This window comes from Kibdelosporangium phytohabitans (assembly GCF_001302585.1).
GTDB lineage: Bacteria > Actinomycetota > Actinomycetes > Mycobacteriales > Pseudonocardiaceae > Kibdelosporangium > Kibdelosporangium phytohabitans.
In genome coordinates this window covers 8175033-8199444 of record NZ_CP012752.1, presented here as the reverse complement: position 1 = coordinate 8199444, position 24412 = coordinate 8175033, and the positions used below count along the sequence as shown (strand labels likewise).

21 protein-coding genes and 1 pseudogene are annotated in these 24412 nt (G+C 68.8%); 15 read left to right on the top strand and 7 right to left on the bottom strand.

What is annotated here, in order from left to right; translation table 11 throughout:
* Positions 1 to 99 precede the first annotated feature (99 nt).
* The 4 genes from secD (at position 100) to AOZ06_RS36990 (ending at position 6099) form a co-directional block, all read left to right on the top strand.
* Positions 100 to 1929, top strand: a complete 1830-nt coding sequence (gene secD / locus AOZ06_RS37005; RefSeq protein ID WP_054293625.1) for a protein translocase subunit SecD — start codon at positions 100 to 102, stop codon at positions 1927 to 1929.
* A gap of 1 nt (position 1930) precedes the next feature.
* Positions 1931 to 3157, top strand: coding sequence for a protein translocase subunit SecF (gene secF / locus AOZ06_RS37000; RefSeq protein ID WP_054293624.1), 1227 nt, complete (start codon positions 1931 to 1933; stop codon positions 3155 to 3157).
* The gene (locus AOZ06_RS36995; RefSeq protein ID WP_054293623.1) at positions 3157 to 3672 is read left to right on the top strand and encodes an adenine phosphoribosyltransferase; all 516 of its coding nucleotides are present in this window, start codon (positions 3157 to 3159) and stop codon (positions 3670 to 3672) included. The genes secF and AOZ06_RS36995 overlap by 1 nt, the downstream gene beginning before the upstream one ends.
* Positions 3673 to 3783: 111 nt before the next feature.
* Positions 3784 to 6099, top strand: coding sequence for a RelA/SpoT family protein (locus tag AOZ06_RS36990; RefSeq protein WP_054293622.1), 2316 nt, complete (start codon positions 3784 to 3786; stop codon positions 6097 to 6099).
* 89 nt (positions 6100 to 6188) lie between these two features.
* On the opposite strand, the gene AOZ06_RS36985 is transcribed toward AOZ06_RS36990, so the two are convergent.
* Positions 6189 to 6422 carry a hypothetical protein gene (locus tag AOZ06_RS36985; RefSeq protein WP_157233455.1) on the bottom strand — a complete coding sequence of 78 codons (234 nt, stop codon included), beginning with the start codon at positions 6420 to 6422 and terminating at the stop codon, positions 6189 to 6191.
* Positions 6423 to 6967: 545 nt separating this feature from the next.
* Between AOZ06_RS36985 and AOZ06_RS36980 the strand changes: the two genes are divergently transcribed.
* Positions 6968 to 7207 carry a hypothetical protein gene (locus AOZ06_RS36980; RefSeq protein ID WP_054293620.1) on the top strand — a complete coding sequence of 80 codons (240 nt, stop codon included), beginning with the start codon at positions 6968 to 6970 and terminating at the stop codon, positions 7205 to 7207.
* Positions 7208 to 7287: 80 nt separating this feature from the next.
* Here AOZ06_RS36980 and AOZ06_RS36975 read toward each other — a convergent pair whose 3' ends face one another.
* Positions 7288 to 7965, bottom strand: a complete 678-nt coding sequence (locus AOZ06_RS36975; protein ID WP_063810177.1) for a helix-turn-helix domain-containing protein — start codon at positions 7963 to 7965, stop codon at positions 7288 to 7290.
* Positions 7966 to 8046: 81 nt separating this feature from the next.
* Positions 8047 to 8862, bottom strand: coding sequence for a peptidylprolyl isomerase (locus AOZ06_RS36970; RefSeq protein WP_054297196.1), 816 nt, complete (start codon positions 8860 to 8862; stop codon positions 8047 to 8049).
* A gap of 131 nt (positions 8863 to 8993) precedes the next feature.
* On the opposite strand from AOZ06_RS36970, the gene AOZ06_RS36965 reads away from it, so the two are divergent.
* Both AOZ06_RS36965 and AOZ06_RS36960 read left to right on the top strand, forming a co-directional pair.
* On the top strand, positions 8994 to 9695 hold the full coding sequence (locus AOZ06_RS36965) for an MBL fold metallo-hydrolase (RefSeq protein WP_054297195.1): 702 nt from the start codon (positions 8994 to 8996) through the stop codon (positions 9693 to 9695).
* A complete protein-coding gene (locus tag AOZ06_RS36960) occupies positions 9695 to 10330 on the top strand; it encodes a hypothetical protein (RefSeq protein ID WP_054293618.1) in 636 nt (211 codons plus the stop codon). The genes AOZ06_RS36965 and AOZ06_RS36960 overlap by 1 nt, the downstream gene beginning before the upstream one ends.
* Here the strand turns inward: AOZ06_RS36960 and AOZ06_RS36955 are convergent.
* From AOZ06_RS36955 to pnuC, 3 genes are read right to left on the bottom strand one after another with little or no spacing between them, the layout of a single operon-like run.
* Positions 10284 to 11579, bottom strand: coding sequence for a YibE/F family protein (locus AOZ06_RS36955; RefSeq protein WP_236951862.1), 1296 nt, complete (start codon positions 11577 to 11579; stop codon positions 10284 to 10286). The genes AOZ06_RS36960 and AOZ06_RS36955 overlap by 47 nt on opposite strands.
* Positions 11580 to 11603: 24 nt before the next feature.
* A complete protein-coding gene (locus AOZ06_RS36950; RefSeq protein ID WP_054293617.1) occupies positions 11604 to 12689 on the bottom strand; it encodes an AAA family ATPase in 1086 nt (361 codons plus the stop codon).
* Positions 12686 to 13327 carry a nicotinamide riboside transporter PnuC gene (gene pnuC, locus AOZ06_RS36945; protein ID WP_054293616.1) on the bottom strand — a complete coding sequence of 214 codons (642 nt, stop codon included), beginning with the start codon at positions 13325 to 13327 and terminating at the stop codon, positions 12686 to 12688. The genes AOZ06_RS36950 and pnuC overlap by 4 nt, the downstream gene beginning before the upstream one ends.
* A 161-nt stretch (positions 13328 to 13488) precedes the next feature.
* On the opposite strand from pnuC, the gene AOZ06_RS36940 reads away from it, so the two are divergent.
* The 6 genes and pseudogenes from AOZ06_RS36940 to AOZ06_RS36915 all read left to right on the top strand — a co-directional run bounded on the left by AOZ06_RS36940 (position 13489) and on the right by AOZ06_RS36915 (position 20344).
* Positions 13489 to 14391, top strand: coding sequence for an alpha/beta fold hydrolase (locus AOZ06_RS36940; protein ID WP_054293615.1), 903 nt, complete (start codon positions 13489 to 13491; stop codon positions 14389 to 14391).
* Between the two features lie 60 nt (positions 14392 to 14451).
* Positions 14452 to 15921, top strand: coding sequence for an Rv2578c family radical SAM protein (locus AOZ06_RS36935; RefSeq protein WP_225952991.1), 1470 nt, complete (start codon positions 14452 to 14454; stop codon positions 15919 to 15921).
* A gap of 16 nt (positions 15922 to 15937) precedes the next feature.
* A pseudogene (locus AOZ06_RS36930) lies at positions 15938 to 16857 on the top strand (ABC transporter substrate-binding protein).
* Between the two features lie 134 nt (positions 16858 to 16991).
* Complete coding sequence (locus tag AOZ06_RS36925; protein ID WP_054293614.1) at positions 16992 to 17861, top strand: amino acid ABC transporter permease; 870 nt, start codon at positions 16992 to 16994, stop codon at positions 17859 to 17861.
* Complete coding sequence (locus AOZ06_RS36920; protein ID WP_054293613.1) at positions 17858 to 18622, top strand: amino acid ABC transporter ATP-binding protein; 765 nt, start codon at positions 17858 to 17860, stop codon at positions 18620 to 18622. The genes AOZ06_RS36925 and AOZ06_RS36920 overlap by 4 nt, the downstream gene beginning before the upstream one ends.
* Complete coding sequence (locus AOZ06_RS36915; protein ID WP_054293612.1) at positions 18623 to 20344, top strand: aminotransferase class V-fold PLP-dependent enzyme; 1722 nt, start codon at positions 18623 to 18625, stop codon at positions 20342 to 20344.
* Positions 20345 to 20452: 108 nt separating this feature from the next.
* Here AOZ06_RS36915 and AOZ06_RS36910 read toward each other — a convergent pair whose 3' ends face one another.
* Entirely contained in the window at positions 20453 to 21406 is a 954-nt protein-coding gene (locus tag AOZ06_RS36910) for a helix-turn-helix domain-containing protein (RefSeq protein ID WP_054293611.1), read from the bottom strand.
* 198 nt (positions 21407 to 21604) lie between these two features.
* Here AOZ06_RS36910 and aspS point away from each other — a divergent pair, with 198 nt between their 5' ends.
* Both aspS and AOZ06_RS36900 read left to right on the top strand, forming a co-directional pair.
* Positions 21605 to 23395 carry an aspartate--tRNA ligase gene (aspS, locus tag AOZ06_RS36905; RefSeq protein ID WP_054293610.1) on the top strand — a complete coding sequence of 597 codons (1791 nt, stop codon included), beginning with the start codon at positions 21605 to 21607 and terminating at the stop codon, positions 23393 to 23395.
* A gap of 3 nt (positions 23396 to 23398) precedes the next feature.
* Positions 23399 to 24340, top strand: coding sequence for a DUF389 domain-containing protein (locus AOZ06_RS36900; protein ID WP_054293609.1), 942 nt, complete (start codon positions 23399 to 23401; stop codon positions 24338 to 24340).
* The last annotated feature ends 72 nt before the right edge of the window (positions 24341 to 24412 follow it).

Sequence of the window (24412 nt, the reverse complement as noted above, 5' to 3'; positions counted from 1 at the left end):
CGCTGCGCCCTCACCCGATCGATATCGGGTGCGGGCGCAGCGTCATGAACAAAGAAAGCCCGCTACCCCCACTAGTGACGCATAGAGAGACGGACAGACGTGGCACCATCGGCTGGGCACTTCCGCCCCGTTCGTTATCTCGCCTTCTTCATAGCCATCATCGCGGTCCTCTACGGGCTCGTGTTCGGCACTGGTGACCACAAACCGGTCCCCAAGCTGGGCATCGACCTCAAGGGTGGCACCAGGGTCGTGCTGACCGCGCGAACGCTGGACGGCAACGCGCCGAGCCAGGAATCGCTCAACCAGGCACGCCAGATCATCGAGACGCGCGTCAACGGCCAGGGCATCAACGGTGCCGAGGTCGTCCTCGACGGCAACAACATCGTGATCACGGTGCCCGGTGACGGCGGTGAGAAGGCCAAGGAACTCGGTCAGACCGCGACTCTCGGCTTCCGCAAGGTGATCGAGGCGGTCCCCAACGCGCCGCAGCAGCCCCCGGGCTCGCAGACGCCACCGACGAGCGGGACCCAGCCCCCGCCGTCCGGCAGCGCGCCGGCCACCCCGCCGGCCGGCAGCCAGACCGCACAGCCGCCCGCGTCCGGCAGCAACCAGCCACAGGGCCGCCCCGCGCCGCAGTTGCGGCAGCAGCAGCCGAGCGGCAGCAACGCGCCCAGCAGCCCGAGCACCCCGCCGCCGAGCGCACCGCCCTCGTCCGCGCAGCAGCCCGCGCCGCCGTCCGGCAACTCCGGTTCGGTCAGCCCCGAGGTCGCCGCGCAGATCAAGCAGGCACGTGACATCCGGCAGAACCCGGCGCTGGCCACGCCGGAGGACGGCGGCACCGCGCAGCAGCCCGACACGGCCGCGATGCAGACCGCGCTGGCCTCGTTGAACTGCGAAGCCGACGACCCGCTGGTCGGCAACGACGACCCGAACCTCCCGCTGGTCGCCTGCGACGAGGAGAAGTCCGAGAAGTTCGTGCTCAGCAAGGTCTTCCTCAAGGGTGAGGAGATCAGCGACGCCAACTCCGGACCGAACTCGCAGGGCGCCGGATACGTCGTCAACCTGACCTTCGACGGCACGGGCGCCGACATCTGGGCCAAGTTCACCGCCGCCAACGTCGGCAAGCGCGCCGCGTTCGTGCTCGACACCAAGGTCGTCTCGGCGCCCGAGATCAAGGGCCCGATCCCCGGCGGCAACACCGAGATCAGCGGTAACTTCAACCAGCGCACGGCGACCGCGCTCGCGGACGTGCTGAAGTACGGTTCGCTGCCGCTGTCGTTCCAGTCGTCCGACGCCGAGACGGTGTCCGCGACCCTGGGCCTCGCGTCGCTGCAGGCCGGCCTGATCGCCGGTGCGATCGGCCTCGGCCTGGTGTTCGTCTACTGCCTGTTCTACTACCGCCTGCTCGGCGTGCTGACGATCTTGTCGCTGGTGCTGTCGTTCGCGATCGTCTACGCGATCATCGTGCTGTTCGGCCGGGTCATCGGCTACAGCCTCGACCTGGCCGGTGTCGCCGGTCTGATCGTCGCGATCGGGTTCACCGCGGACTCGTTCGTCGTGTTCTTCGAACGACTAAAGGACGAGATGCGGGAGGGCCGGACATTCCGGTCGGCCGTGCCACGCGCGTGGGCCCGTGCCCGCCGCACCATCCTGTCCGCCGACGCGGTGCTGTTCCTGTCCGCCGCGGTGCTGTACCTGCTGGCGGTCGGCCAGGTGAAGGGCTTCGCGTTCACCCTGGGTATGTCCACGGTGCTCGACCTGATCGTGGTGTTCCTCGTGACGCACCCGCTGGTCGCCATCGTGTCCAAGTCGAAGCGGCTGTCCAACCCCAAGCTCGTCGGGCTTGGCGCGGCGCACCGCGAGAGTCACGCCGCCGAACGGGCCAAGACGGCCACCGGCGGCACCGGTCCCACAGTGAAGGAGGCCTGAGGTGGCCGGCGAGGACACGACTCAGCCAACAACCCCCGCGAAGCGGGCGTCGTTCTTCCAGCGGCTCTACGTCGGCAACGGCGCGCTGGACGTCGTCGGCAAGCGCAAGCGGTTGTACATCTTCTTCTCCGCGCTCGTCCTGGTGTGCCTGGCGTCGATCGTGTTCCGGGGTTTCAACTTCGGGATCGACTTCGAGGGCGGCACCAAGATCCAGCTCGACGCCGACGGTGCCAACGGGACCATCAGCACCAAGCAGGTCGACCAGGTCTACCAGGACACCCTCGGCAGCCTGCCCGAGTCGACGCAGAGCGTCGGCGTCGGCGATACCGCGTCCATCCAGATCCGCACGGAGACGCTCAACCAGAACGAGATCGCCCGGCTGAAGGCCGCGTTGACCAGTCAGCTCAAGCCCAACGGCGCGGTCAGCGACAGCGCGGTGAGCGGGACCTGGGGTGGCGAGGTCACCCAGCAGGCGTTGATCGCGTTGGTCGTGTTCCTGGTGCTGGTCACGATCTTCCTCGCGCTGTACTTCGAGCGTCGGATGGCGATCGCGGCGCTGATCACGCTGTTCCACGACGTGATCGTGACCGCGGGCATCTACTCGCTCATCGGTTTCGAGGTCACCCCGGCGACCGCGATCGGGTTGCTGACGATCCTCGGTTTCTCGCTGTACGACACGGTGGTGGTGTTCGACAAGGTCAAGGAGAACACCCGTGGCCTGCTCGGCCTGACGCGCCGGACGTACGGTGAGGCGGCCAACCTGGCGGTCAACCAGACCCTGATGCGGTCGATCAACACCGCGTTGATCGCGTTGCTGCCGGTCATCGGCTTGTTCGTGGTCGGTGCCGTGCTGCTGGGCGTCGGTACGCTGCAGGACCTCGCGCTGGTGCAGATCGCGGGCATGGTCGCCGGTGTGGTCTCCTCGATCGCGCTGGCCACGCCGCTGCTGGTGGACTTCACCATGCGTGACCCGAAGTTCAAGGCGCAGGCCAAGCGTGTGCGTGCGCGCCGGGCCAGCATCGCGGCCAAGGCGGCGGGTGCGGAAGGCGCGGTCGTCAGCGAGAAGCCGGAGACCTTCGACGAGGAGTCGCTGGCGTCCGAACTGCGCAAGGAGCGTGCGCTCAGCGCGGCCGGTGGCGTGCCGGCCCGCAACCCGAGTGCCGCCGAACAGCGGCGCCGCCAGGGCCAGCCGCAGGGCAAGCGGCCCAGCGGCAAGCGCAAGCACTGATGGAACTCGACGAGGCACTCGCCCTGATCCGGCGAGTGCCCGACTTCCCCGAGCCGGGCGTGGTGTTCCAGGACATCACGCCCGTCCTGGGCACAGCGGACGCCTTCAAGGCGGTCGTCGACGCGATGGCGCAGACGCTGACCGACGTGGACGCGATCGTCGCCATCGACGCCCGCGGCTTCTTCTTCGGCGCCGCCGTCGCGTACTCGCGTGGACTGGGTGTCGTCCCGGTGCGCAAAGCGGGCAAACTCCCGGTCGTCGGCGGCAAGGCCGCCTACTCACTGGAGTACGGCACCGCCGAACTGGAGATCCCGGCGGGCATGATCGAACCCGGCCAGCGGGTGGTGGTCATCGACGACGTGCTGGCCACCGGCGGCACCGCCGCGGCCGCCTGTGAGCTGGTCGAGCTTGCCGAGGCGGAAGTGGCAGGGATCACAGTGTTGCTGGAGATCGGCGCACTGGGCGGTCGGGGCCGACTTGCCGGACGGAAGCTCGACACGCTGCTCACCGTGTGAGGAAGGCCGCCTGCCGCGAAACGGCATGGTTACCAGGGCTAACGCGTTACTCTCATGACACGGGTCTCAGTCGGGGCCCGGACGGCTCTGGTGACGTGCGGGAGCGTGTGAGTGAGTCATGACGTGGAGTCCGCGGCGAGCCTGAAGCCGACCTCGGAACAGGCGGCAGTACCCAGGCCACCATCGGCGACCCGTCGTGTCCGCACACGGTTGGCCCGGCGGATCACCGCCCAGCGCGCGGCCCCGGTCAAGCAGGTGCTCGAACCGCTGGCCGCGGTGCACCGCGAGCTGCACCCCAAAGCCGACCTCGGCCTGCTGCAGCAGGCGTACGACGTGGCGGAGGAGAAGCACCGCCACCAGCGCCGCAAGTCCGGCGACCCGTACATCACGCACCCGCTCGCGGTCGCGACGATCCTCGCCGAGCTCGGCATGGACACCACGACGCTCGTCGCGGCCCTGCTGCACGACACGGTCGAGGACACCGACTACTCGCTCGAGCTGCTGCGCTCCGACTTCGGCGACGAGGTCGCGCACCTGGTCGACGGCGTGACCAAACTGGACAAGGTCAAGCTGGGTACGGCCGCCGAGGCCGAGACCATCCGCAAGATGATCATCGCGATGGCCAAGGACCCGCGCGTCCTGGTGATCAAGCTGGCCGACCGGCTGCACAACATGCGCACCATGCGGTTCCTGCCGCCGGAGAAGCAGGCCCGCAAGGCCAAGGAGACCCTCGAGGTGCTGGCCCCGCTGGCGCACCGGCTGGGCATGGCCACGGTGAAGTGGGAGCTGGAGGACCTCGCGTTCGCGATCCTGCAGCCCAAGAAGTTCAACGAGATCGTCCGCCTGGTCGCCAACCGCGCCCCGTCCCGCGAGGAGTACCTCAACGCGGTGATCGAGGAGCTGGACAAGCACCTGAGCGACGCGAAGATCAAGTGCACGGTCGAGGGCAGGCAGAAGCGCTACTACTCGATCCACCAGAAGATGATCGTGCGCGGCAGGGATTTCGACGACATCCACGACCTGGTCGGTGTGCGGCTGATGGTCGAGGACGTCCGCGACTGCTACGCCGCGATGGGCGTCGTGCACGCCATGTGGCAGCCGATGCCCGGCCGGTTCAAGGACTACATCGCACAGCCGCGGTTCGGCGTGTACCAGTCGCTGCACACGACGGTGATCGGCCCGGACGGCAAGCCGCTCGAAGTGCAGATCCGCACGCACGACATGCACCACACGGCCGAGTACGGCATCGCGGCGCACTGGCGCTACAAGGAGACCCGCGGCACCCACGACAGCAAGGGTGTCGAGGTCGACGAGATGGCCTGGATGCGCCAGCTGCTCGACTGGCAGCGTGAAGCCGCGGACCCGGGCGAGTTCCTGGAGTCGCTGCGCTACCAGTTCTCCACGCGCGAGATCTTCGTGTTCACGCCGAAGGGCGACGTGATCACGCTGCCCGCCGGGTCGACGCCGGTGGACTTCGCCTACGCCGTGCACACCGAGGTCGGGCACCGCTGCATCGGCGCGCGGGTCAACGGCCGCCTGGTGGCGCTGGAACGCAAGCTGGAGAACGGTGAGGTCGTCGAGATCTTCACCTCGAAGGCCGAAGGCGCCGGGCCGTCGCGCGACTGGCTGCAGTTCGCCGCGTCGCCGCGGGCCAGGGCCAAGATCAAGCAGTGGTTCGCCAAGGAACGCCGCGAAGAGGCGATCGAGGCGGGCAAGGACGCGATCGCCAAGGAAGTCCGCCGGGTCGGCCTGCCCATGCAGCGGCTCGTGTCGGTGGACGCGATGACGGCGCTGTCGCGCGAGCTGCGGTACCCGGACATCAGCTCGCTGTACGCGGCCGTCGGCGAGGGCCACACCTCCGGCAGGCACGTCGTGCAGCGGCTCGTGGCGTTGCTCGGCGGCGTCGAGCACGCCGAGGAGGAGCTCGCCGAACGCGCGACCCCGTCGACCGTCACCCGCCGCCGCGCGTCCGGCGACGCGGGGGTGGTCGTCAAGGGCGCCTCGGACGTCTGGGTCAAGCTCGCGCGCTGCTGCACCCCGGTGCCGGGTGACGACATCCTCGGGTTCGTCACGCGCGGCGGTGGTGTGAGCGTGCACCGGACCGACTGCACCAACGCGGACGAGTTGCTCGCCGAGCCCGAGCGGCTGGTCGACGTGGAATGGGCGCCGTCGGCGTCCTCGGTGTTCCTCGTGGCCATCCAGGTCGAGGCGCTCGACCGGCACCGGCTGCTGTCGGACGTGACCAAGGTGCTCGCCGACGAGCGGGTCAACATCCTGTCCGCGTCGGTGCAGACATCCCGCGACCGGGTCGCGGTGTCGCGGTTCTCGTTCGAGATGGGCGACCCGAAACACCTCGGGCACGTGCTGAAGGCGGTCCGCAGCGTCGAAGGCGTGTACGACGTCTACAGGGTGACGTCCGCGTCCTGAACCAGCGGCTTCCGATGACGGCACGGGTCATCGTCGAAGGGGCGCCTGGCCGGTGCCCGACGCCCCTTCTCGCGCTGACAGGAGAACTGCTACTCCCGCTTGCCCGTGCCCCGCCTGTCCTTCCTGTGAACGAACAGCAGTGCGGTCGTCGGCGGCAGGACGACCTCGAAGGCGATCAGCGTGGTGACGGCCCACGCAGGGAAGTCCGGAGGCATAGCCCTGAGCGTGAGGACGGGGCCGATAATCGCTCCTGCAATCGCAAGCGCGAGGATGAACACGTCCAGAAGCTGCCGGGAGTATCTCGCTGGCATCGATACGTCCACCAGGAAGTCTCCTTTCTGGATGTTCAAACGCGCGTCGCCGGTCGGTGCGCCCCAGTCCTCCGGTGGAAGACTGCCCGACCTGTGTGCGGCACCCATGACGGACGCCCTTTCTTCCTCCAGACCAGCGTCTCCGTGTTGAGTACGTTTCGCTGGAGGCACCCTTTTCCACCGTCGCCGCGGCCGGTGATCCCCCATCTCCGACTGCGGGTGCGGCAATGATCATCACCGTCATCAGGGACGAATCGCTGAGCACGGTGATGGTGTTTGATCCATGACCGACACATTCGCTGCACAGGCGTCGGGTGAAGGACCTGTGCATGTCGGCTTTCAGTCGAATACAGCGATAGGCGTCTCCTTTCCGTATTCCGTGTGGTGGTCGCACTCCTGGAGTGCGACCACCACACCGTAGCAGGCCGGTGGCGAAGTACGCCATATTTCACACCGATTCGCCACACTTTCGGTGGCTACATGTCGCCCTATCTGCAACAATGTTGTGAGAGAGGTGCAGTGGGCGCCGCTCGTGACAGCTGTGGAAGGAGGTGTGTATGTCCTCGGACCAGGAGGCCGGGCGACCGCCCGTCGTCGAGCGGGCCAACGTCGCGTTGATCCCTGAGGCCGCTCAGGCGATCGACAAGCTCCAGCAACGTACAGGCCTGAAGAAGGTCGACTTGGTCAACCGCGCGTTGTTGATCTATGAGTTCATCGACGCGGAGATGCGGGGTGGTAGCCAGATCTTGCTGAGAGACAGCGAGGGGCGAGACCAGTTGGTCAAGATCTTCATGTGATCCTGCGGAACGGCCGCACCATGAGATGGACAGCAAGCGTTGTGTGGTGACTGACTTCGTCGGCCACCACACAACGCCGTTCAGTCGAGCCGCACGTCCGCGTCCTGAACCAGCGTGGTGAGCGTCGTGCCCGCCAACGCTTTCACGTCGCGTGAGAGGTGCGCTTGGTCGGCGTAGCCGCACGCGTGCGCGACCTCGGTGAACGGTTTCCCGGCGTAGACGAGGTCCATCGCCGCGGAGAACCGCGTGATCCGCTGCAGGGTCTTGGGGCCGTAGCCGAATCGCGCCAGGCACTTGCGGTGCAGGTGGCGTTCGGTGATGCCCATGGTGTCGGCGAGGTGCCGGACGTCGTGCGTGGTGACCAGTTGCGTGACGAGCGTGGCGAACTTGTCCGGTTCGGTGGACCCCACCGAACGCAGCAGCGCCTGTCCGGGGTTGCCGTTGTGCATTTCGTCGAGCAGCCGGGCGACGCGGTCGTGCGGCCAGAACTCCGCCAACGGCACTCGGGTGTTCCTGATCGCGTGCGCTGAGACGCCGAGCAACCCGGGCGCGACTCCTGGCTGGAACCGCACGCCGACACCGGTTCCGTTCGACTGGGTCATGAACGCCGCGGTGTCCGGTCCGGCCACGACCAGGTCCGTGCCGTTCCAGAGGATGTCCATGCAACCGTCCGGCACGACGCGCTGCGCACCGACCTTCGTGCTTGTCCACACGCAACGGACGGCATCGGTACGAGGTGGCTCGTACTCCCGGTACACACTCGCGAGCCTACCCGTGTCACCAATGTGGCCTTGTCGCGCGAAACGCGACAAGGCCACATTGGTGGTCAACGAACCGGGTCAGGCGACGGTGGCGGTCTCGATGTTCACCGGGTTCTTCGGTGCGCCGTCCTGTCCTTCGGTGATCCCACCGGCGGCGACCTTGTCCAGCGTGGCCAGACCGGCCGCGTCGATCGTGCCGAAGACGGTGTAGTTCGGCGGCAGCTGGCTGTCGCCGTAGACCATGAAGAACTGGCTGCCGCTGGTGTTCGGCCCCGCGTTGGCCATCGCGAGCGTGCCCTTCGGGTACGGGATCGTCTCCTGGCCCGCCGCCGGCTTGGGCAGGCTGGCGAGCTCGTCCTTGATCTCGAAGCCGGGGCCGCCGGAGCCCTGCGCGGTCGGGTCACCGCACTGCAGGACCTTCAGGCTCGCCGAGTTGACCAGGCGGTGGCAGCTGGTGCCGTCGTAGAACTTCGCCTTCACCAGGTGCTCGATGGCCTCCGCGGTGCACGGCGCCTTCGCGCGGTCGATGGTCAGCGGGATGTCGCCCTGGCTGGTCTTGACGTTGACCTTGGCGGTGCCCGCGTTCGGCGTCGGGTCGACGTCCGGCGGCGCGTCGACCGGTTTCGACGCCGGCTTGGCCGGGTTCGACGAGAACTTGCACGGGCCGCTGGTGGTCTTCGGCTCCTGCGGGGTGTCGGTCGGCTGGTTGGCCGCCGAGTTGTCACCGCTGTTCAGCACGACCAAGAGATAGATCAGCCCCACTACCACCACGACACCACCGACGGTGAGCGCGGTGGCGACTATCCGGCGCTTTTTCGCACGCTCGGCCCTGCGGGTCAGCTGGCGTTCCAGCTTGCGCTTGGCCGCCTCCCGGCGTTGCTGATTCGTCGGCACCTGCACCCTCCCTGGGCCCTCACGTTGGCTGGCTGGCGCAGTCTATTTGCACCCCCGGTAAGAACTGTGTAGAGGGGACGCACAGTAGGGTGGCGTCATCCACGCGGTATCCACACCGAGAGGACGTGCGCGTGCTCGTCGTCGGCTTCCCCACCGGGGCCCTGCAGGCCAACTGCTACCTGATCGCGCCGGGGAAAGGCGAGGCCTGCGTGATCGTCGACCCAGGTCAGGACGCTGCCGAGCCGGTCGCCGACGCGATCGCCGAGCACGGGCTGACGCCGGTCGCGGTGGTGCTGACCCACGGCCACTTCGACCACTGCTTCGCTGTCGCGCCGGTCTGCGACGGCAACGACATCCCCGCGTGGATCCACCCGGACGACCGCGAGCTGCTGTCCGACCCGATGAAGGGGATCAGCGCGGAGTCGGCGGCGTTCTTCGGCGGCAAGCTGGCGATGCGCGAGCCGCGGGAGGTGCGTGAGCTGGCCGACCAGGCCGAGCTCGACCTCGCCGGGCTGAGCATCACCGTGGACCACACGCCCGGCCACACCGAGGGTTCGGTGACGTTCCGGTGCGGCACGCAGGAAGGCGGCCGGTTGTTGTTCGCCGGTGACACGTTGTTCGCGGGGTCGATCGGCCGGACCGACCTGCCGGGTGGCGACGTGCGCAAGATGGCGCAGACGCTGCGCTCCAAGATCCTGACGCTGCCCGACGACACGGTCGTGCTGCCCGGGCACGGGCCGACCACGACCATCGGCCGTGAGCGCGAGACCAACCCGTTCCTCGCCGGTCTCGACGAGGACGCTGGCGTGCCCGGTCCGTTGCGAGGGCTGTGATGTCGGCCGAACACCTGCCGCTCGACCTGCTGGACCGGGTGGGCGTGCGGAAGCGTTTCCGGATGGCGGTCGTCGCGATCCTCGTCCTGGCCGCCGCGATCGGCGGTGTGATCGGGCTGATCTTCGACCAGACCGCCGCGTTGATCACGGCAGCCGCGGTCGCCTTGCCGCTGCTGCTGTTCAGCTGGTCGCAGGCGCGGCGCACGTTGTGGCTGGACGGCACCAAGGTCGTGCTGCGCACGTTCGGCCGCCGCACGGTCGACCTGTCCAAAGCGGAACGGCTCGAGATGGTCGTGATGGACGTCCGCAGCGTGCGCACGGTCAGCATGCTGGTCGCCGAGACGCCCCGCAGCCGCGGGATCAACATGGCTGTCGCGTCCTATTCCGGCACGGGCGGCGCCGAACTGGGCATCATCGCGTTGCGCAAGCTCGCCGACGCGCTCGCGGCCAGCGCGAACTCCGGGTCGCTGGTGATCTCCGAGCTGCTCGTGGCCCAGCTCAGGGCGGAAGCACGCGGCGAGGGCCTGGACGGCCGCCCGCTGTACCAGCTGGCCAGGGCCGCGCCGCCGGGCAAGCTGGCCGTCCGGCTCAAGCCCGAGGCCGTGACGAAGTTCGTGGCTTCGCTGGAGCAGTAGCCGGTTCACGGCTGGCGACAAGAGCCGCCACCACCGTGGTGACCGGCACGCACGCGACGAGCCCGACGCTGCCGACCAGCGTGCGCACGATCTCCTGCGCGATCGACTGCGACCCGAGGATCGTGCCCAGATCAGCGCCGGACACGTACGAGAACAGCAGCACGGGCAACGCGGCACCCGCATACGCCATCGCGAGCGTGTTGACAGCGGACGACACGTGGTCACGACCGATGCGCAACCCGGCGGCGTACAGCTCGCGCCAGCTCAGCAACGGGTTCGCGCGCCGCAGTTCCCACACCGCGCTTGCCTGCGTGACGGTCACGTCGTCGAGCACACCGAGCGCGCCGATCACCAGCCCGGCAAGCAACAACCCGCGCGTGTCCAGACCGTGCCCGAGCGTCCCGAGCAACAGGGCGGTGTCCTCGTCGAGTCCTGTCAGGTCGGTCGCCGCTGAGAACAACGCGCCCAGCCCGCCGATCAGGACCAGGCTGATCATCGTGCCGAGCACGGCGACTGACGTCCGCGCCGAGAACCCGTGGGTCAGGTACAGCGCGATGAACATGATCACCCCGGCCGCCGCGACCGCCACCAGCAGCGGGTTCTCGCCGGTGAGGATCGCGGGCAGCACGAACAGCAGCAGCACGAGGAAGCTGAGCCCGAGCGCGATCAGCGCGGCGAACCCCTGGTACCGCCCGAGCACGAGGATGGCCAGCGCGAACACGACGGCGAGCACCGCGAGCGGCGCGCCGCGCTGGAAGTCCACCACCCGGTACGACTCGCCTTTGGCCGGGTCACCGCCCGAGTAGGCCAGCACGATCTTGTCGCCGACGGTGAACCGGGGCGTGCTGGGCTCGTTCGGCGACCGGCTGATGATCTCCTTGCCGGGCGCGGGACCGTCGCTCATCCGGACCGTGACCACCAGGCACGCGGGATCCGGTGTGCCGACCTGCACGCCGCCGTCGCACGACCCGAGCGAGGTCGCGACGACCTCGCCCCGGACCGGCTCCTGCTGGCCGTTGGCGGGCGACGGCGTGTCACCGGTGGGGTAGAGCAGCACGACACCGACCACGGACGCCAGGGCGAACGGCAGCAGCAGCCACGTCAGCAGCCGGCGGACGTTCCGCGACGCCGGTTCAGCCGGTCCGTGCCCGTGCCCGTGGTTGTGCCCATGACCTGGCTCGCGCTCACGACCAGCGGGTTTCTCCGGCTCGTCGGTGATCCGGGGGATGGGAACGGTGTCGTCGTGCACCGGCACATCCTGCACTCCGTGTCCTCAGCCCAATGGATCGGCGTAGCGGAAGTGTCGCGTGAACACGTCTTCGCACGCCTCGACCGCCTGCGCGAGGCGCTTCTGACGGTCACCTGTCAGGTGCACCCACGGAACGCCGCGCTCGGTCAACCGCTGGATGAACAGACCGGTCATCCACTCGCGCAAATGCTCGCCGTCACGCCAGCCGTCCTGCTCGAACGGGACGCCCTCATGGTCGGTGAGCAGGTACAGCGCGGGGCGCCGAGCACCGACGGCGGCAGCGACCTGGGGATAGGCGCACCCGAGGTAACGCTCGCACCACACGGTCGCGGCCCAGGGGTCGTTGTCACACACCAGAACCGGCCCGATCGGCGCGGCGTCGTCCTCGGCGCGCGCCTGCCGGACGGCGACGTCGACGAAGTCACCGACAGTCCACACCAGACCGTCCAGTTCGGCGGCCGGGTCGAACGCCTTCGCCGCGGCCAGTTTCCCCTCGGTGTGCACGCGGCCGTACTCGGGCACCCACGCGGCTCGGTAGTGCTCGGCAAGCGCACGGGAAAGCGTTGTCGTCCCGGTGGATTCCGCGCCGACCACGACGATCCGGGCGGCCAGACCGGCTCGGGTCGCCGTCGCGAGGTCGTGCCAGCGGCCCTTCGGATCGGCGCGCACCGCCGTGCCGGAGACCGGGTGCGCCGACCGCTCGGGGTCGACCGGGACGTGGTCGGCGTTGAGGCGTTTGGCCAGTTCCTGGCCGTAGTCCTCGGAGGTGAAGACCGCGTCGACCGCGGCGGTGGCCGGGTCGCCGTCCAGGATCGCCCGGCGCGACAGCACCGACCGCGCGATGGCGACGTGTGCCTCCCAGATCTCGTCGTCCTCGAAGTCGGTCGGGTGTTCGTCGATGTCGCCGAGCACGACCACACCGGACTCGCCGCGGTGTTCCTCGGCGAGCCAGGAAACCCGGTCGGCCACCGGAATCGACTCGACGCTGGACGCGAGGACCGCGACCGTCGTCCGTTCACTCGCCGCCGCGGCGGCCCGGACGAGCAGGTGGTGCCCGCGGTGCGGCGGGTAGAACTTGCCGAGGACGAGCGCGTGCCGGAACCGTTTCACGCCGTCACCAGCTCCCGTGCCCGCACATCGGCGCGCCAGTTGCGCAGCCCGAGCACGCACAAAGCCAGGAATCCGATGTAGAGGATCGCTGTCAGCCACAGGTTCTTGTAGGCGTAGAGCGGGATGTAGATGATGTCCGCGGCGATCCACAACCACCACGACTCGAGTTTCTTACGCGCTTGACCCCACGTGGCCAACAACGACAGCACGGTCGTGACGGCGTCAGGCAGCGGCACGGTCGAATCCGTCTGCGTGTCCAGGATCCACGTCAGCGCAGCCGTCGCGACGACACCGATGCCCAGGATGGCCCACCACTGGTTGCGGGTCGTCCTGCTGACCGGCAGGTGCGTGTGCGCCTGACCGCCCCGCAGCCACGACCACCAGCCGAACAGCGCCAGCACCATGTAGACGACCTGCAGCCATCCGTCCGCGTACAGGCCGCTGGTCATGAACAGCGCGAGGAACGCGATGTTGTTGAGGATACCGATCGGCCAGTTCCACACGTTCTGCCTGGCGACCAGCCACACGCAGAGCGCGCCGGTGACGAACCCGGCCACCTCGCCCCAGCTCGTGCTGGTGCTGCCGAGCGTGATCGCCGGTGTGTGGAACGGCACCAGCAGGGTGTCCAATAACGACATACCGCGATCATGTCAGCCGGGCGGTGCCACGTCCGGCGACTGGGGAAGTATGCAGCCGGCGACGCCTGGGGGGTTGTGCGCCGCCGGCACAACGGGACTGTGCCGCATGCCTGCACAAAACCTGCACAACCGCGAGCCGGTGACGCCGATAGCCTGGCTGGGTGATCGATCATGACGCGCCCGAGGCGCCACTGGGGACGCGCTACGCCGTCGCGGACGGATCGATGTTGCTGCACCGGTCCGGCACAGGCGGCCCGACCGTGGTGTTCCTGGCCGGTGGGGGCATGTTCGGCCTGTACTACTGGAACGTGCACAACCTGGTGGCGCAGTTCACCACGAGTGTGATCCACGACCGGCTCGGCATGGGCTGGAGCGACGCCGTGGACCTCCCGCGCAGCGGTACGCAGGTGACCGATGACCTACGCGAGGTGCTGCGTGCCGCGGCCGTGCCCGGCCCGTACGTGCTGGTCGGGCATTCGCTTGGCGGTCTGTACGCCCGGTTGTACGCCAAACGGTTCCCCGGCGAGGTCGCCGGTCTGGTGCTGCTCGACCCGACCCACGAGGACATCGTCGGCTACCTGCCGGCCAAGGACGCGCGGCGGCTCGAGGACACGGACACCGACGTCGAGTTCCCGCCCGAGCAGCTGGACGCGATGCGGGCCGTGTTCCGGGCCGCGTTCGGCCGTGCGCTCGCCGACTGGCCGGCCGAGATCCGCGAACCGCTGCTGGACCGGGGGTTCGGCCGTGCCGGCTACCGCCAGTCCCTGCGGGAACCGATGAACATCCCGCGCCTGTTCGACGAGGTCCGCGCCGCCGGGCCCGATCCCGACCTGCCGGTGATCTTCGTGTGCGCCATGGGGACCGACGAGTTCACCGCGGACCTGGTGCCGCCCGAGTCCCGCAAACCGCCCGCCGAAGCCAACCGGCCCAAGCACAGCCTGTACACCGACCTGGCCGCGGCCCTGCCCCGGGGCGAGATCCGCTGTGTCGAGGACGCCGGGCACTCGGGGATCGCCTGGGTCCGCCCCGATGCTGTCGTACAGGCGATCCGCGACGTGCGCTGACCAGGCAAATCCCGCCATGTCGGCGCCGGATTGACACCGGCTCGAACATATGTTCGGATCATGCTCATGCGCTGGGACGCTCAACGGGCCGATCGCGGGCAACTGGCCCTGCCGGGGCTGGTGCGCACGGTCCGGACCCCCGAGTTCGCCGACATCACCTTCCACGAGGTGCACGCCAGATCCGTGCTCAACCGGGTGCCGGGCGGCCGCTCGGTGCTGCCGTTCCAGTGGACGATCAACCCGTACCGCGGCTGCTCGCACGCGTGCACGTACTGCCTCGCGGGTGAGACCGAGATCCTGATGCTCGACGGCACGACCCGGCCGCTGGCCGACATCAGGACGGGCGACGAGATCTACGGCACCGGCAGACTGGGCAACCAGCGCCAGCGCGTGCCGACGCGAGTCCTCGCGCACTGGACGACCGTCAAACCGGCGTACCGGGTCACGCTGGCGGGCGGCACCACGCTGGTCGCCAGCGGTGATCACCGGCTGCTGACCGAACAGGGCTGGCAGCAGGTGACCGAAGGCATCACCGGGCAGCCGTTCCTGGCCGACGGGATCAAGCTCGTCACGGACGTCGACGGGGTGATCCAGCCGCGGCTCGCGGTCGTGTCGATCGAGCCGCTCGGCGTCCCGGAGGTGATGTACGACATCACAACCGGCACAGGGGACTTCATCGCCAACGGCGTCGTCAGCCACAACTGCTTCGCCCGCAATTCCCACACATACCTGGAGTTCGACGCGGGACGCGACTTCGACACCCAGGTCGTCGTGAAGATCAACGCGGCTGAAGTCGTTGCCCGGCAACTGAGATCGCCGAAATGGCAACGCGAGCACGTCGCGATGGGCACGAACACCGACCCGTACCAGCGCGCCGAAGGGCGTTACCAGCTGATGCCGCGGATCATCGAAGCGCTCGCGGACTCCGGTACGCCGTTCTCGATCCTGACCAAGGGCACGGTCATGGTGCGTGACATCCCGTTGCTGGCGAAGGTGAGCAAGCAGGTGCCGGTGGGAGTGGCGGTGTCGCTGGCGCTGGTCGACCGGGACCTGCAGCAGCGGCTGGAGCCGGGCACGCCGAGTCCCCGGGCCAGGCTGGACATGATCAAACGCGTGACGGACGCGGGCCTGTCGTGCGGGGTGCTGGTCGCGCCTGTGCTGCCCAGGCTGACCGATTCCCGTGACCAGTTGGAAGGCGTGCTTGCCGAGATCGCGGACGCGGGCGCGACCGGCGCCACGATGATCCCGCTGCACCTGCGGCCGGGCACCAAGGAGTGGTTCGCCGCGTGGCTGGCCCGTGAACGCCCGGACCTGCTCGACGACTACCGCGACATCTACGCACGCGGCAGCTACGCCAGCCGTTCGTACCGAGACTGGCTCGCGCGACGGGCGCGTCCGCTCGTGCGCAAGTACGGGCTCGAAGGCAGCAGCTTCCCGCGCGGCAGCGCGCCCCCGGTCGAGACGCCTCCGGTGGCGTCGGAGCAGCTGGAGCTCATGCTTCAACAAAATGTGGACAGTTTCAACGGATAGTTGTAATTTGCTCCGCATGCTTCGATCCATCAGCGTGCTGGCAGCGTCATCACTGGTGTTCACGCTGCTCACGGCGTGTGGCGGCAAGGACGCGCCGTCCGGCGCGCCGGTGCCGAGCGGACAGGGCTCGCCCGTCTCGGCAGTGGCCAAGGACGACAAGCTGGCGGCCGAACTGCCGCCGGAGATCGCCTCGGCAGGCAGGATCAAGTCGGTTCGAACATCCAGAACCCGCCGAACAACTTCTACGCCGCCGACGGCAAGACACCGATCGGCTCCGAGGTCGACCTGGCCAAGGCGATCGGCCGCAAGCTGGGCGTCGAGATGGCCCACGAGGACATGGCCTTCGGCTCGCTGATCACCGGCCTGCAGTCGGGCCGGATCGACATGACCATGGCGGCGATGAACGACACGAAGGAACGGCAGAAGTCGATCGACTTCGTCGACTACTTCACGTCCGGCATCACGATCATGGTGCAGAAGGGCAACCCGGCGGGCATCAAGTCGCCGGACGACCTGTGCGGCAAGACGGTCGCGGTGAACTCCGGCAGCAGCCAGGAGACCTACGCGAAAGAACGCGGCACGATCTGCACGCAGGCAGGCAAAGGCGCGGTGACCGTCGCCGCGACCGACAGCGACACCCAGAACCAGAGCCAGCTGCGCACCGGACGCGTGCAGGCGATCCTCAACGACCTGCCGACCGCGGTGTACGTCGCCCAGACCGCGGGCGACGGCAAGTACTTCGAGGTCGTCAACCTCCCGCCGATCAACGGCGGCCCATACGGCATCGGCGTCAACAAACAGAACCCGAAGCTGACCAAGGCTCTGCAGCTGTCGTTGCAGTCGCTCATCGACGACGGGACGTACGCGAAGATCCTGCAGTCGTGGAACGTCAGCCAGGGCGCGATCCAGAAGGCAACGGTCAATGGCGGCCCCTGACCCCGCGGTGCCTGATCACGCGGGCACGCGCCACCGCATGTCCGATTCCCCCAAGGGGATCCCTTGTTTTTCACGTTACCGCAGGGGTCCGACAGTTCCGGGTTCGTGCACGTGGCGGGCGGGGGGAATGGCTGATGGCGGCTCCTGACCCGACGATGCCCGTCGTCCGGCTGACCCACTGGGGCCGGTGGATCGGCGCGGCGGTCATCGTCGGCATCCTCGTCGCGCTGGGGTTCGCGTTCGCCGACGCGCAGATCCTCTGGGCGGACATCCCGGACTTCTTCACGTTCGACGTGATGATCGAAGGTCTCTGGCGCACGCTCGGTCTCGCGGTCGCCGCCCAGGCGGGCGCGATCGTGATCGGCGTGGTGATCGCGTTGCTCGGCCGCTCGGCCAACCCGGTCGCGCGGTGGTTCGCGTGGGGCTACATCTGGATCTTCCGCGGTCTGCCCGTCCTGCTGCAGATCCTGATCTGGTACAACCTCGCGCTCGTCTTCCCGGTCATCTCGATCCCGTTCGTCGTCGACGCGCCGACCAACACGGTCATCAACGCGTTCGCCGCCGCACTGCTCGGGCTGGGGCTCAACGAGAGCGCCTACATGGCGGAGATCATCCGGGCCGGGCTCAACAGCGTCGACCGCGGCCAGATCGAGGCCGCCCAGTCGATCGGCATGACGCCGGGCAGGACGCTGATCCGCGTGACGCTGCCGCAGGCGATGCGCGTCATCATCCCGCCGACCGGCAACGACTTCATCAACATGTTGAAAGGCACGTCGATCGCGTCGGTCATCCCGTTCGTCGAGCTGACCAAGGCGGCGAGCAACATCGCCTCGCGCAACCTCGAGTTCATGGAAACGCTGCTGGCCGCCGCCGCGTGGTACATGATCCTGGTCAGCATCGCCAGCGTCGGCCAGTACTACCTGGAACGGTCGTTCGACGCCGCCGACCGCGCGCATCGCGTGCGCACCAAGGTCGGCCGGTCATTGAAGTGGGGACGGGCATGACGGCACCTCTTGTCCAAGCGGTCGGTGTGGTCAAGAAGTTCGGTGACACCACGGTTCTGCACGAGGTCTCGATGGACGTCCAGCCCGGCCAGGTCGTGTGCCTGCTCGGCCCGTCCGGCGCGGGCAAGTCCACGTTCCTGCGCTGCGTCAACCACTTGGAGACGGTCGACGCCGGCCAGATCTGGGTCGACGGCGAACCGATCGGGTACCGCGTGCGCAACGGCAAGCTCCACGAGTTGCGGGAACGCGAGGTCGCCAGGCAACGGCGGGGCATCGGCATGGTGTTCCAGCGGTTCAACCTGTTCCCGCACCGCACCGCGCTGCAGAACGTCATCGAGGGCCCCGTCCAGGTCAACCGCCGTGGGTACGGCGAAGCGCGCGAGAAGGCGATGGCGCTGCTGGACCGGGTCGGCCTCGCTGACAAAGCCGGCTCGTTTCCCGGGCAGCTCTCCGGCGGTCAGCAGCAACGCGTAGCGATCGCGCGGGCGCTGGCGATGGAACCGAAGCTGATGTTGTTCGACGAGCCGACCTCGGCCTTGGATCCGGAGCTGGTCGGCGAGGTGCTCGACGTGATGGTGGGATTGGCGGGAGACGGGATGACGATGATCGTCGTGACGCACGAGATCGGCTTCGCCCGTCAGGTCGCCGATGACGTCGTGTTCATGGTGGACGGCGCGGTCGTGGAGACCGGCCCGCCCAGCCAGGTCATCGACGACCCGCGGCACCGGCGCACCCGGCAGTTCCTGGCGAAGGTGCTCTAGGTGATCGCCAACCAGTTCCGCGAACCGACCGGCTACCTCGACTTCGCCCGGTTCGGCCCGCCGTCCAACGCCGTGCTCGCCGAACGATCGCGGCTGACGGAGTACTCGGCGGTCGCCGGGCCGACCACGGTCGACGACCTGATGCGGCAGGACCTGCGTGCCCGTGCGGCGGTCGCGCGGTTGTGCCGCACGGACACCGACCACGTCGTGCTGTTGCCGAACACCAGCACCGGTCTGTTCCAGGCGGCTTTCGGGGTGAGGGGTGAGGTCGTCGTCTCGGCGGCGGAGTTCCCGTCGAACACCTACCCCTGGGCTCGCGCGGCGGGCGCACGGCCGCGCTGGGTGTCGCACGTGACCGAGATCCCCGAGGCGGTCACCGGTGACACCGCCGCGATCTCGCTGAGCGCGGTGGACTTCCGGACCGGCTACCGGGCGGATCTGGCCGCGATGCGCGAGGTCGCCGGTGACCGGGTGCTGATCGTGGACGGCATCCAGGGCTTCGGTGTCGTCGACGAGCCGTGGGAGGTCGCGGACGTGCTCGTGGTCGGTGGCCAGAAATGGCTGCGGGCGGGCTGGTCGACCGGCTTCATGGTGTTGTCCGACCGTGCGCTGGACCGGCTGGATCCGGTGTTGTCCGGCTGGACCGGCGCTGAAGACCCGGGGTTGTTCGACGACAGCGTCCACCAGCCCGCACCGCTCGCTGCCGCGTGGTCGCTGACGAACCTCAGCCCGATCGCCGCCGGCGCGCTCAACGTCGCGCTCGAACTGGTCGAGCAGGCCGGGATCACGGCTGTCGAAGCCGGGATCTCCGCGAAGGTCGACGAGCTCGGCGAGGTCGTGCAGCGCGCGGGCGGGCAGATCGTCTCGTCGGTCGAGCCCCGCAGGCGAGCGGGCATCCTGGCGTTCACGATCCCCGGCCACCCGGCGGAAACCGTCGGCGCTGCCCTCAACGCCGAAGGCATCAGCGCCACCATCCGCCCCGAGCACGTCCGGCTGTCGCCGCACGTGTCCACCACAGCCGACACGATCGACCAGCTGGCCATCGCGTTGAAACGCGTCACGCCGCCCGGCCGCCCGGCCACCGCGCACCAACGATCCGTCGCGGGTGTGCTGGAAACGCTGATCCCGACGATCAACGGGCTCGGCACGGCACTCGGACCGGGCACGGAGGTCGTCCTGCACGACCTGGGCAGGCTGCCGAACTCCATCGTGGCGATCGCGGGCAACCTGACCGGCCGCACGGTCGGCGGTCCGATGACCGACCTGCTGCTCGGCCTGGTCCGCCGCGGCACGACACAGGACCTGACCGACTACGGGACACACGCGCCCGACGGGCGGCCGATCACGTCCTCGACGGTGTTCATCCGCGACCCGGACGGCGTCGCGGTCGGCTGCTTGTGCGTCAACTCCGAATCCACGTCGGCCACCCCGCCCGCACGGGACGTGGAGACGTTCCCCGGCGACGTGGACACGCTGCAACGCCACCTGGTCGAACGAGCGGTCGCCGACGTCGGCGTGCCCGTGCCGCTGATGAAGAAGGCGCACAAGTCCCAGGTGGTCAAAGTCCTCGACGAGGCGGGGTTCTTCCTGATCAGGGACGCGGTCGACTACCTGGCCGCCGAACTGGGCGTGACCAGGTACACGATCTACAACTACCTCAACGAGGTGAGGGCGCGTATCGACGCCCCCGTCCGCGATAGCCGGGCCGGATGCGGTCCCTGACGCCACCGCGCGAACGCCAGAAGACAACCAGTATTCCGGCGTCCGCGCGGCGACGCCAGGAACCACCCCGATCCCGACTCTCATCGAACGGGGACGTCGATACGCGCCCTAGGGGACCCAGCCCCACTCGACAGTGAACGTGCCGGGCCCGACGCCGAGCACGACGGCGTGCGTCCGGCCCGCGCTGTCGACCACGAGATCACGCCGGGTCGCGGCGTCGGGGTCGTCGGCGGGCGTGTTGATCTGGTGGCAGTAGGCGGGCAGGTCCGCCGGGTCGAACCGCATCTCGACCACGTAGTCGCGCACCGGTAACCGGAACTTGCGGCAGAACGAGTCGTCACCGCGCGAGTACGGCGGTCCGGCCATGGCCACCTCGTACTCCATGATCACGGTCTCGCCGCGGGCCAGCGGACGGTCGAACAGCAACTCGCTGACGATCAACCCGGCGGCCGGGTCCTTGGCGACGCGGCCGAGGCGGCACGACTGCAGCGGGACGATCCGCGGCAGCGGGTTGCCCGGGCGTGCCACGTCGTAGACCGAGATCCACCGGTCGGCGCCGTCGTGCTCGGCACGCAGCACCTGCCGGACGCGGATGCTGTGCTCACCGCGGTCACCGGCGATCTCCACCCGATCGTGCTGGCTGATCCGCGTCAACGAGGTGTCCGACGCGACGTCCATCCTCGACAGCAGCGGCGCGAGCTGTTCGCGGTTGTCCCACAGCGCGTCGATTGGGATCGCCGCGGGCGTGCGCTGCGCACGGCCACGCGGCCGCGGCGGGCCGAGTAACGCCGTCAGCGAACCGGACTCGACGCCGAGCACCTCTTCGAGGTGCTTGAGCGCGCTCATCGACTCCGGCCGTTCCGGCCTGCGCCTGCCGGACTGCCAGTAGCTCAGCGCGGTCACGCTGATCGTCAGGCCGCGGGCCCGGAGCCGGTACTGGATCCGGTCGAGACTCAGTCCGCTCGCGCGAATCGCCGCACGCAAGGCGATCGGGAATGCGTCACCCGCCAGTGCGTCGACGTCGTCGATCGCGCCGGGGTCCCCAACCGGCCAGCCTCCCATAGTCAGGCTCCCCTGGGTCATGAACCGTTACACGACACTACGTCGCGGTAACCCGCTGTGGTACCGACAAGAGTTGGTGATCCAGGCACCATGCGGTAGCCGACGGTAAAGGCCGCCGACGCGTTGGCTAGCCTTTTCACCTGGGCCTGACCCGTGGGCCCAGGTGTCGAGCTGATCGTGAATTGGAGTGCACTACCCGTGATCCGCACCCATGAGGCCGGGACGCTCCGGTCCGAGCACGCCGGGCAGACCGTCACACTGAGCGGCTGGGTGGCCCGCAGGCGCGATCACGGCGGCGTCATCTTCATCGACCTGCGTGACCGCTCCGGTGTGGCGCAGGTCGTGTTCCGCGAGGGCGAGATGGCCGAGCGGGCGCACAAACTGCGCAGCGAGTTCTGCGTCCGGATCGTCGGCGAGGTGTCCGTGCGGCCGGAGGGCAACGAGAACCCGGACATCCCGACCGGGCGGATCGAGGTCCTCGTGACCGGACTCGACGTGCTCAGCGAGGCCGCGCCGCTGCCGTTCCCGCTGGACGAGCACCTGACCGTCGGCGAGGAGGCCCGCCTCAAGCACCGCTACCTCGACCTGCGCCGGGCCGGGCCGGCCGCAGCGATGCGGCTGCGCAGCGAGGCGAACCGGATCGCCCGCGACGTGCTGCACGCCGACGGCTTCCTGGAGATCGAGACCCCGACGCTGACCCGCTCCACGCCGGAAGGCGCGCGTGACTTCGTCGTGCCCGCCCGCCTCGCGCCCGGCTCGTGGTACGCGCTGCCGCAGTCGCCGCAGCTGTTCAAGCAGCTGCTGATGGTCGCCGGGATGGAGCGGTACTACCAGATCGCCCGCTGCTACCGCGACGAGGACTTCCGCGCCGACCGCCAGCCGGAGTTCACCCAGCTGGACATCGAGATGAGCTTCGTCGACCAGGACGACGTGATCGCGCTGTCGGAGAAGGTCGTCTCGGCGCTGTGGCGCGAGCTCGGCGACCACGAGATCACGCTGCCGATCCCGCGGATCAGCTACGCCGAGGCGATGTCGCGCTACGGCTCGGACAAGCCGGACCTGCGGCTGGGCGTCGAGCTGACCGACCTCACCGAGTACTTCAAGGACACCCCGTTCCGCGTGTTCCAGGCGGCGTACGTCGGCGCGGTCGTCATGCCCGGCGGCGCGAGCCAGCCCCGCCGCCAGCTCGACGCGTGGCAGGAGTGGGCCAAGACCCGCGGCGCCAGGGGCCTCGGGTACGTGCTGGTCGGCGAGGACGGCACGCTGGCCGGACCGGTCGCCAAGAACATCTCCGACGCCGAGCGCGACGGCCTGGCCAAGGCCGTCGGCGCCAACCCCGGCGACTGCATCTTCTTCGGCGCGGGCGACCCGGGCTCCTCACGGGCGCTGCTGGGCGCCGCCCGGCTGGAGATCGGCCGCAAGTGCGGCCTGATCGACGAGTCCGCGTGGTCGTTCGTGTGGGTCGTGGACTTCCCGATGTTCCAGGCCGTCGACGGCTCCGACGACGTCGCGGTCGGCTCGGGCAAGTGGACCGCGCTGCACCACGCGTTCACCTCGCCGACGCCGGAGTGGATCGACCGTTTCGAAGAGGACCCGGGCAACGCCAACGCCTACGCGTACGACCTGGTGTGCAACGGAAACGAACTGGGCGGCGGCTCGATTCGTATCCACAACCGGGAAGTGCAGCAGCGTGCGTTCACCGTGATGGGCATCGGCCCGGAGGAAGCGCAGGAGAAGTTCGGCTTCCTGCTGGACGCCTTCTCCTACGGCCCGCCGCCGCACGGTGGGGTCGCGTTCGGCTGGGACCGGATCTGCATGCTGCTCTCGGGTGCCGACTCGATCCGCGACGTGATCGCGTTCCCGAAGTCCGGCGGCGGCTACGACCCGCTGACCGGCGCGCCCGCCCCGATCACCGCGGCGCAGCGCAAGGAGGCGGGCGTCGACTTCAAGCCGAAGCCCCAGCCGCAGAACGGATCGGCACAGGTCTGAGTCATGCTGCACCTGCGGGTGGTGTGCCCGCCTGAGCACACCACCGAGGTGATCGGCATCCTCGACGCCGAACCGGGCGCGACGCACCTGATCGTCCTGCGGGGCGTGGCGGTCGCGCCCGAAGGCGACGTGGTCGAGGCCGATGTGGCCAGGGAAGCGGCCGACGCCGTGATCGAGCGGCTGTGCGCGCTGGATCTCGACCACGTCGGCGCCATCACGCTCGAGCAGATCGACACCGCGCTGTCCGACGCGGCCGACAAGGCCGCCGAGGCCGCGCCCGGCGAGGCCGCGGACGCGGTGGTCTGGGAGGAACTGCTCAGCCGCACCGGCGAGGAGTCCCGGCTCAACGCCACGTTCCTCGGCTTCATGATCATCGCGTGCCTGCTGGCCGCGGTCGGTGTCGTGACCGATTCAGCGGTCACGCTCGTCGGCGCGATGGTCGTCGGACCGGAGTTCGGGCCGCTGGCGGCGATCGCCGTCGGACTCGTGCGCCGCAGGCGGGATCTGGTCAGCCGGGCAGCGGTCGCGCTCGCGGTCGGGTTCCCGCTGGCGATGGTGATCACCGCGGGCGGGACGTTCGTCGGCGAATGGGCCGGGTTGCTGGACGTGACCGCCGTCCGCGGCGGGCACACCGTCGATTTCGTCTACGACGTGGGCGTGTTCTCGCTGATCGTGGCATTGTTGGCGGGAGCGGCGGGAATGCTGTCGATGACCTCGGCCAAGTCCGCCGCGCTCGTGGGGGTGTTCATCTCGGTGACCACCATCCCCGCGGCCGGTTACGCGGCGGTCGCCGCGGTACTGGGGGAGTGGCAACGGTGTCTGTACTCGATCGGTCAGCTGGGGCTCAACCTGGTCGGCATCGTGGTGGCCGCCTCGTTGGTGCTGCTTGTCCGAAAGCGGACATGGACGAGCAAGGACAACGGCCGTCCGCTGTCCACTGGGTGAGAACCTGACCTGTTCGGGCTGACTGCGCGTCTCTATCGTTGATTGTGACTACTGTCGGGGCCGCGATGACGC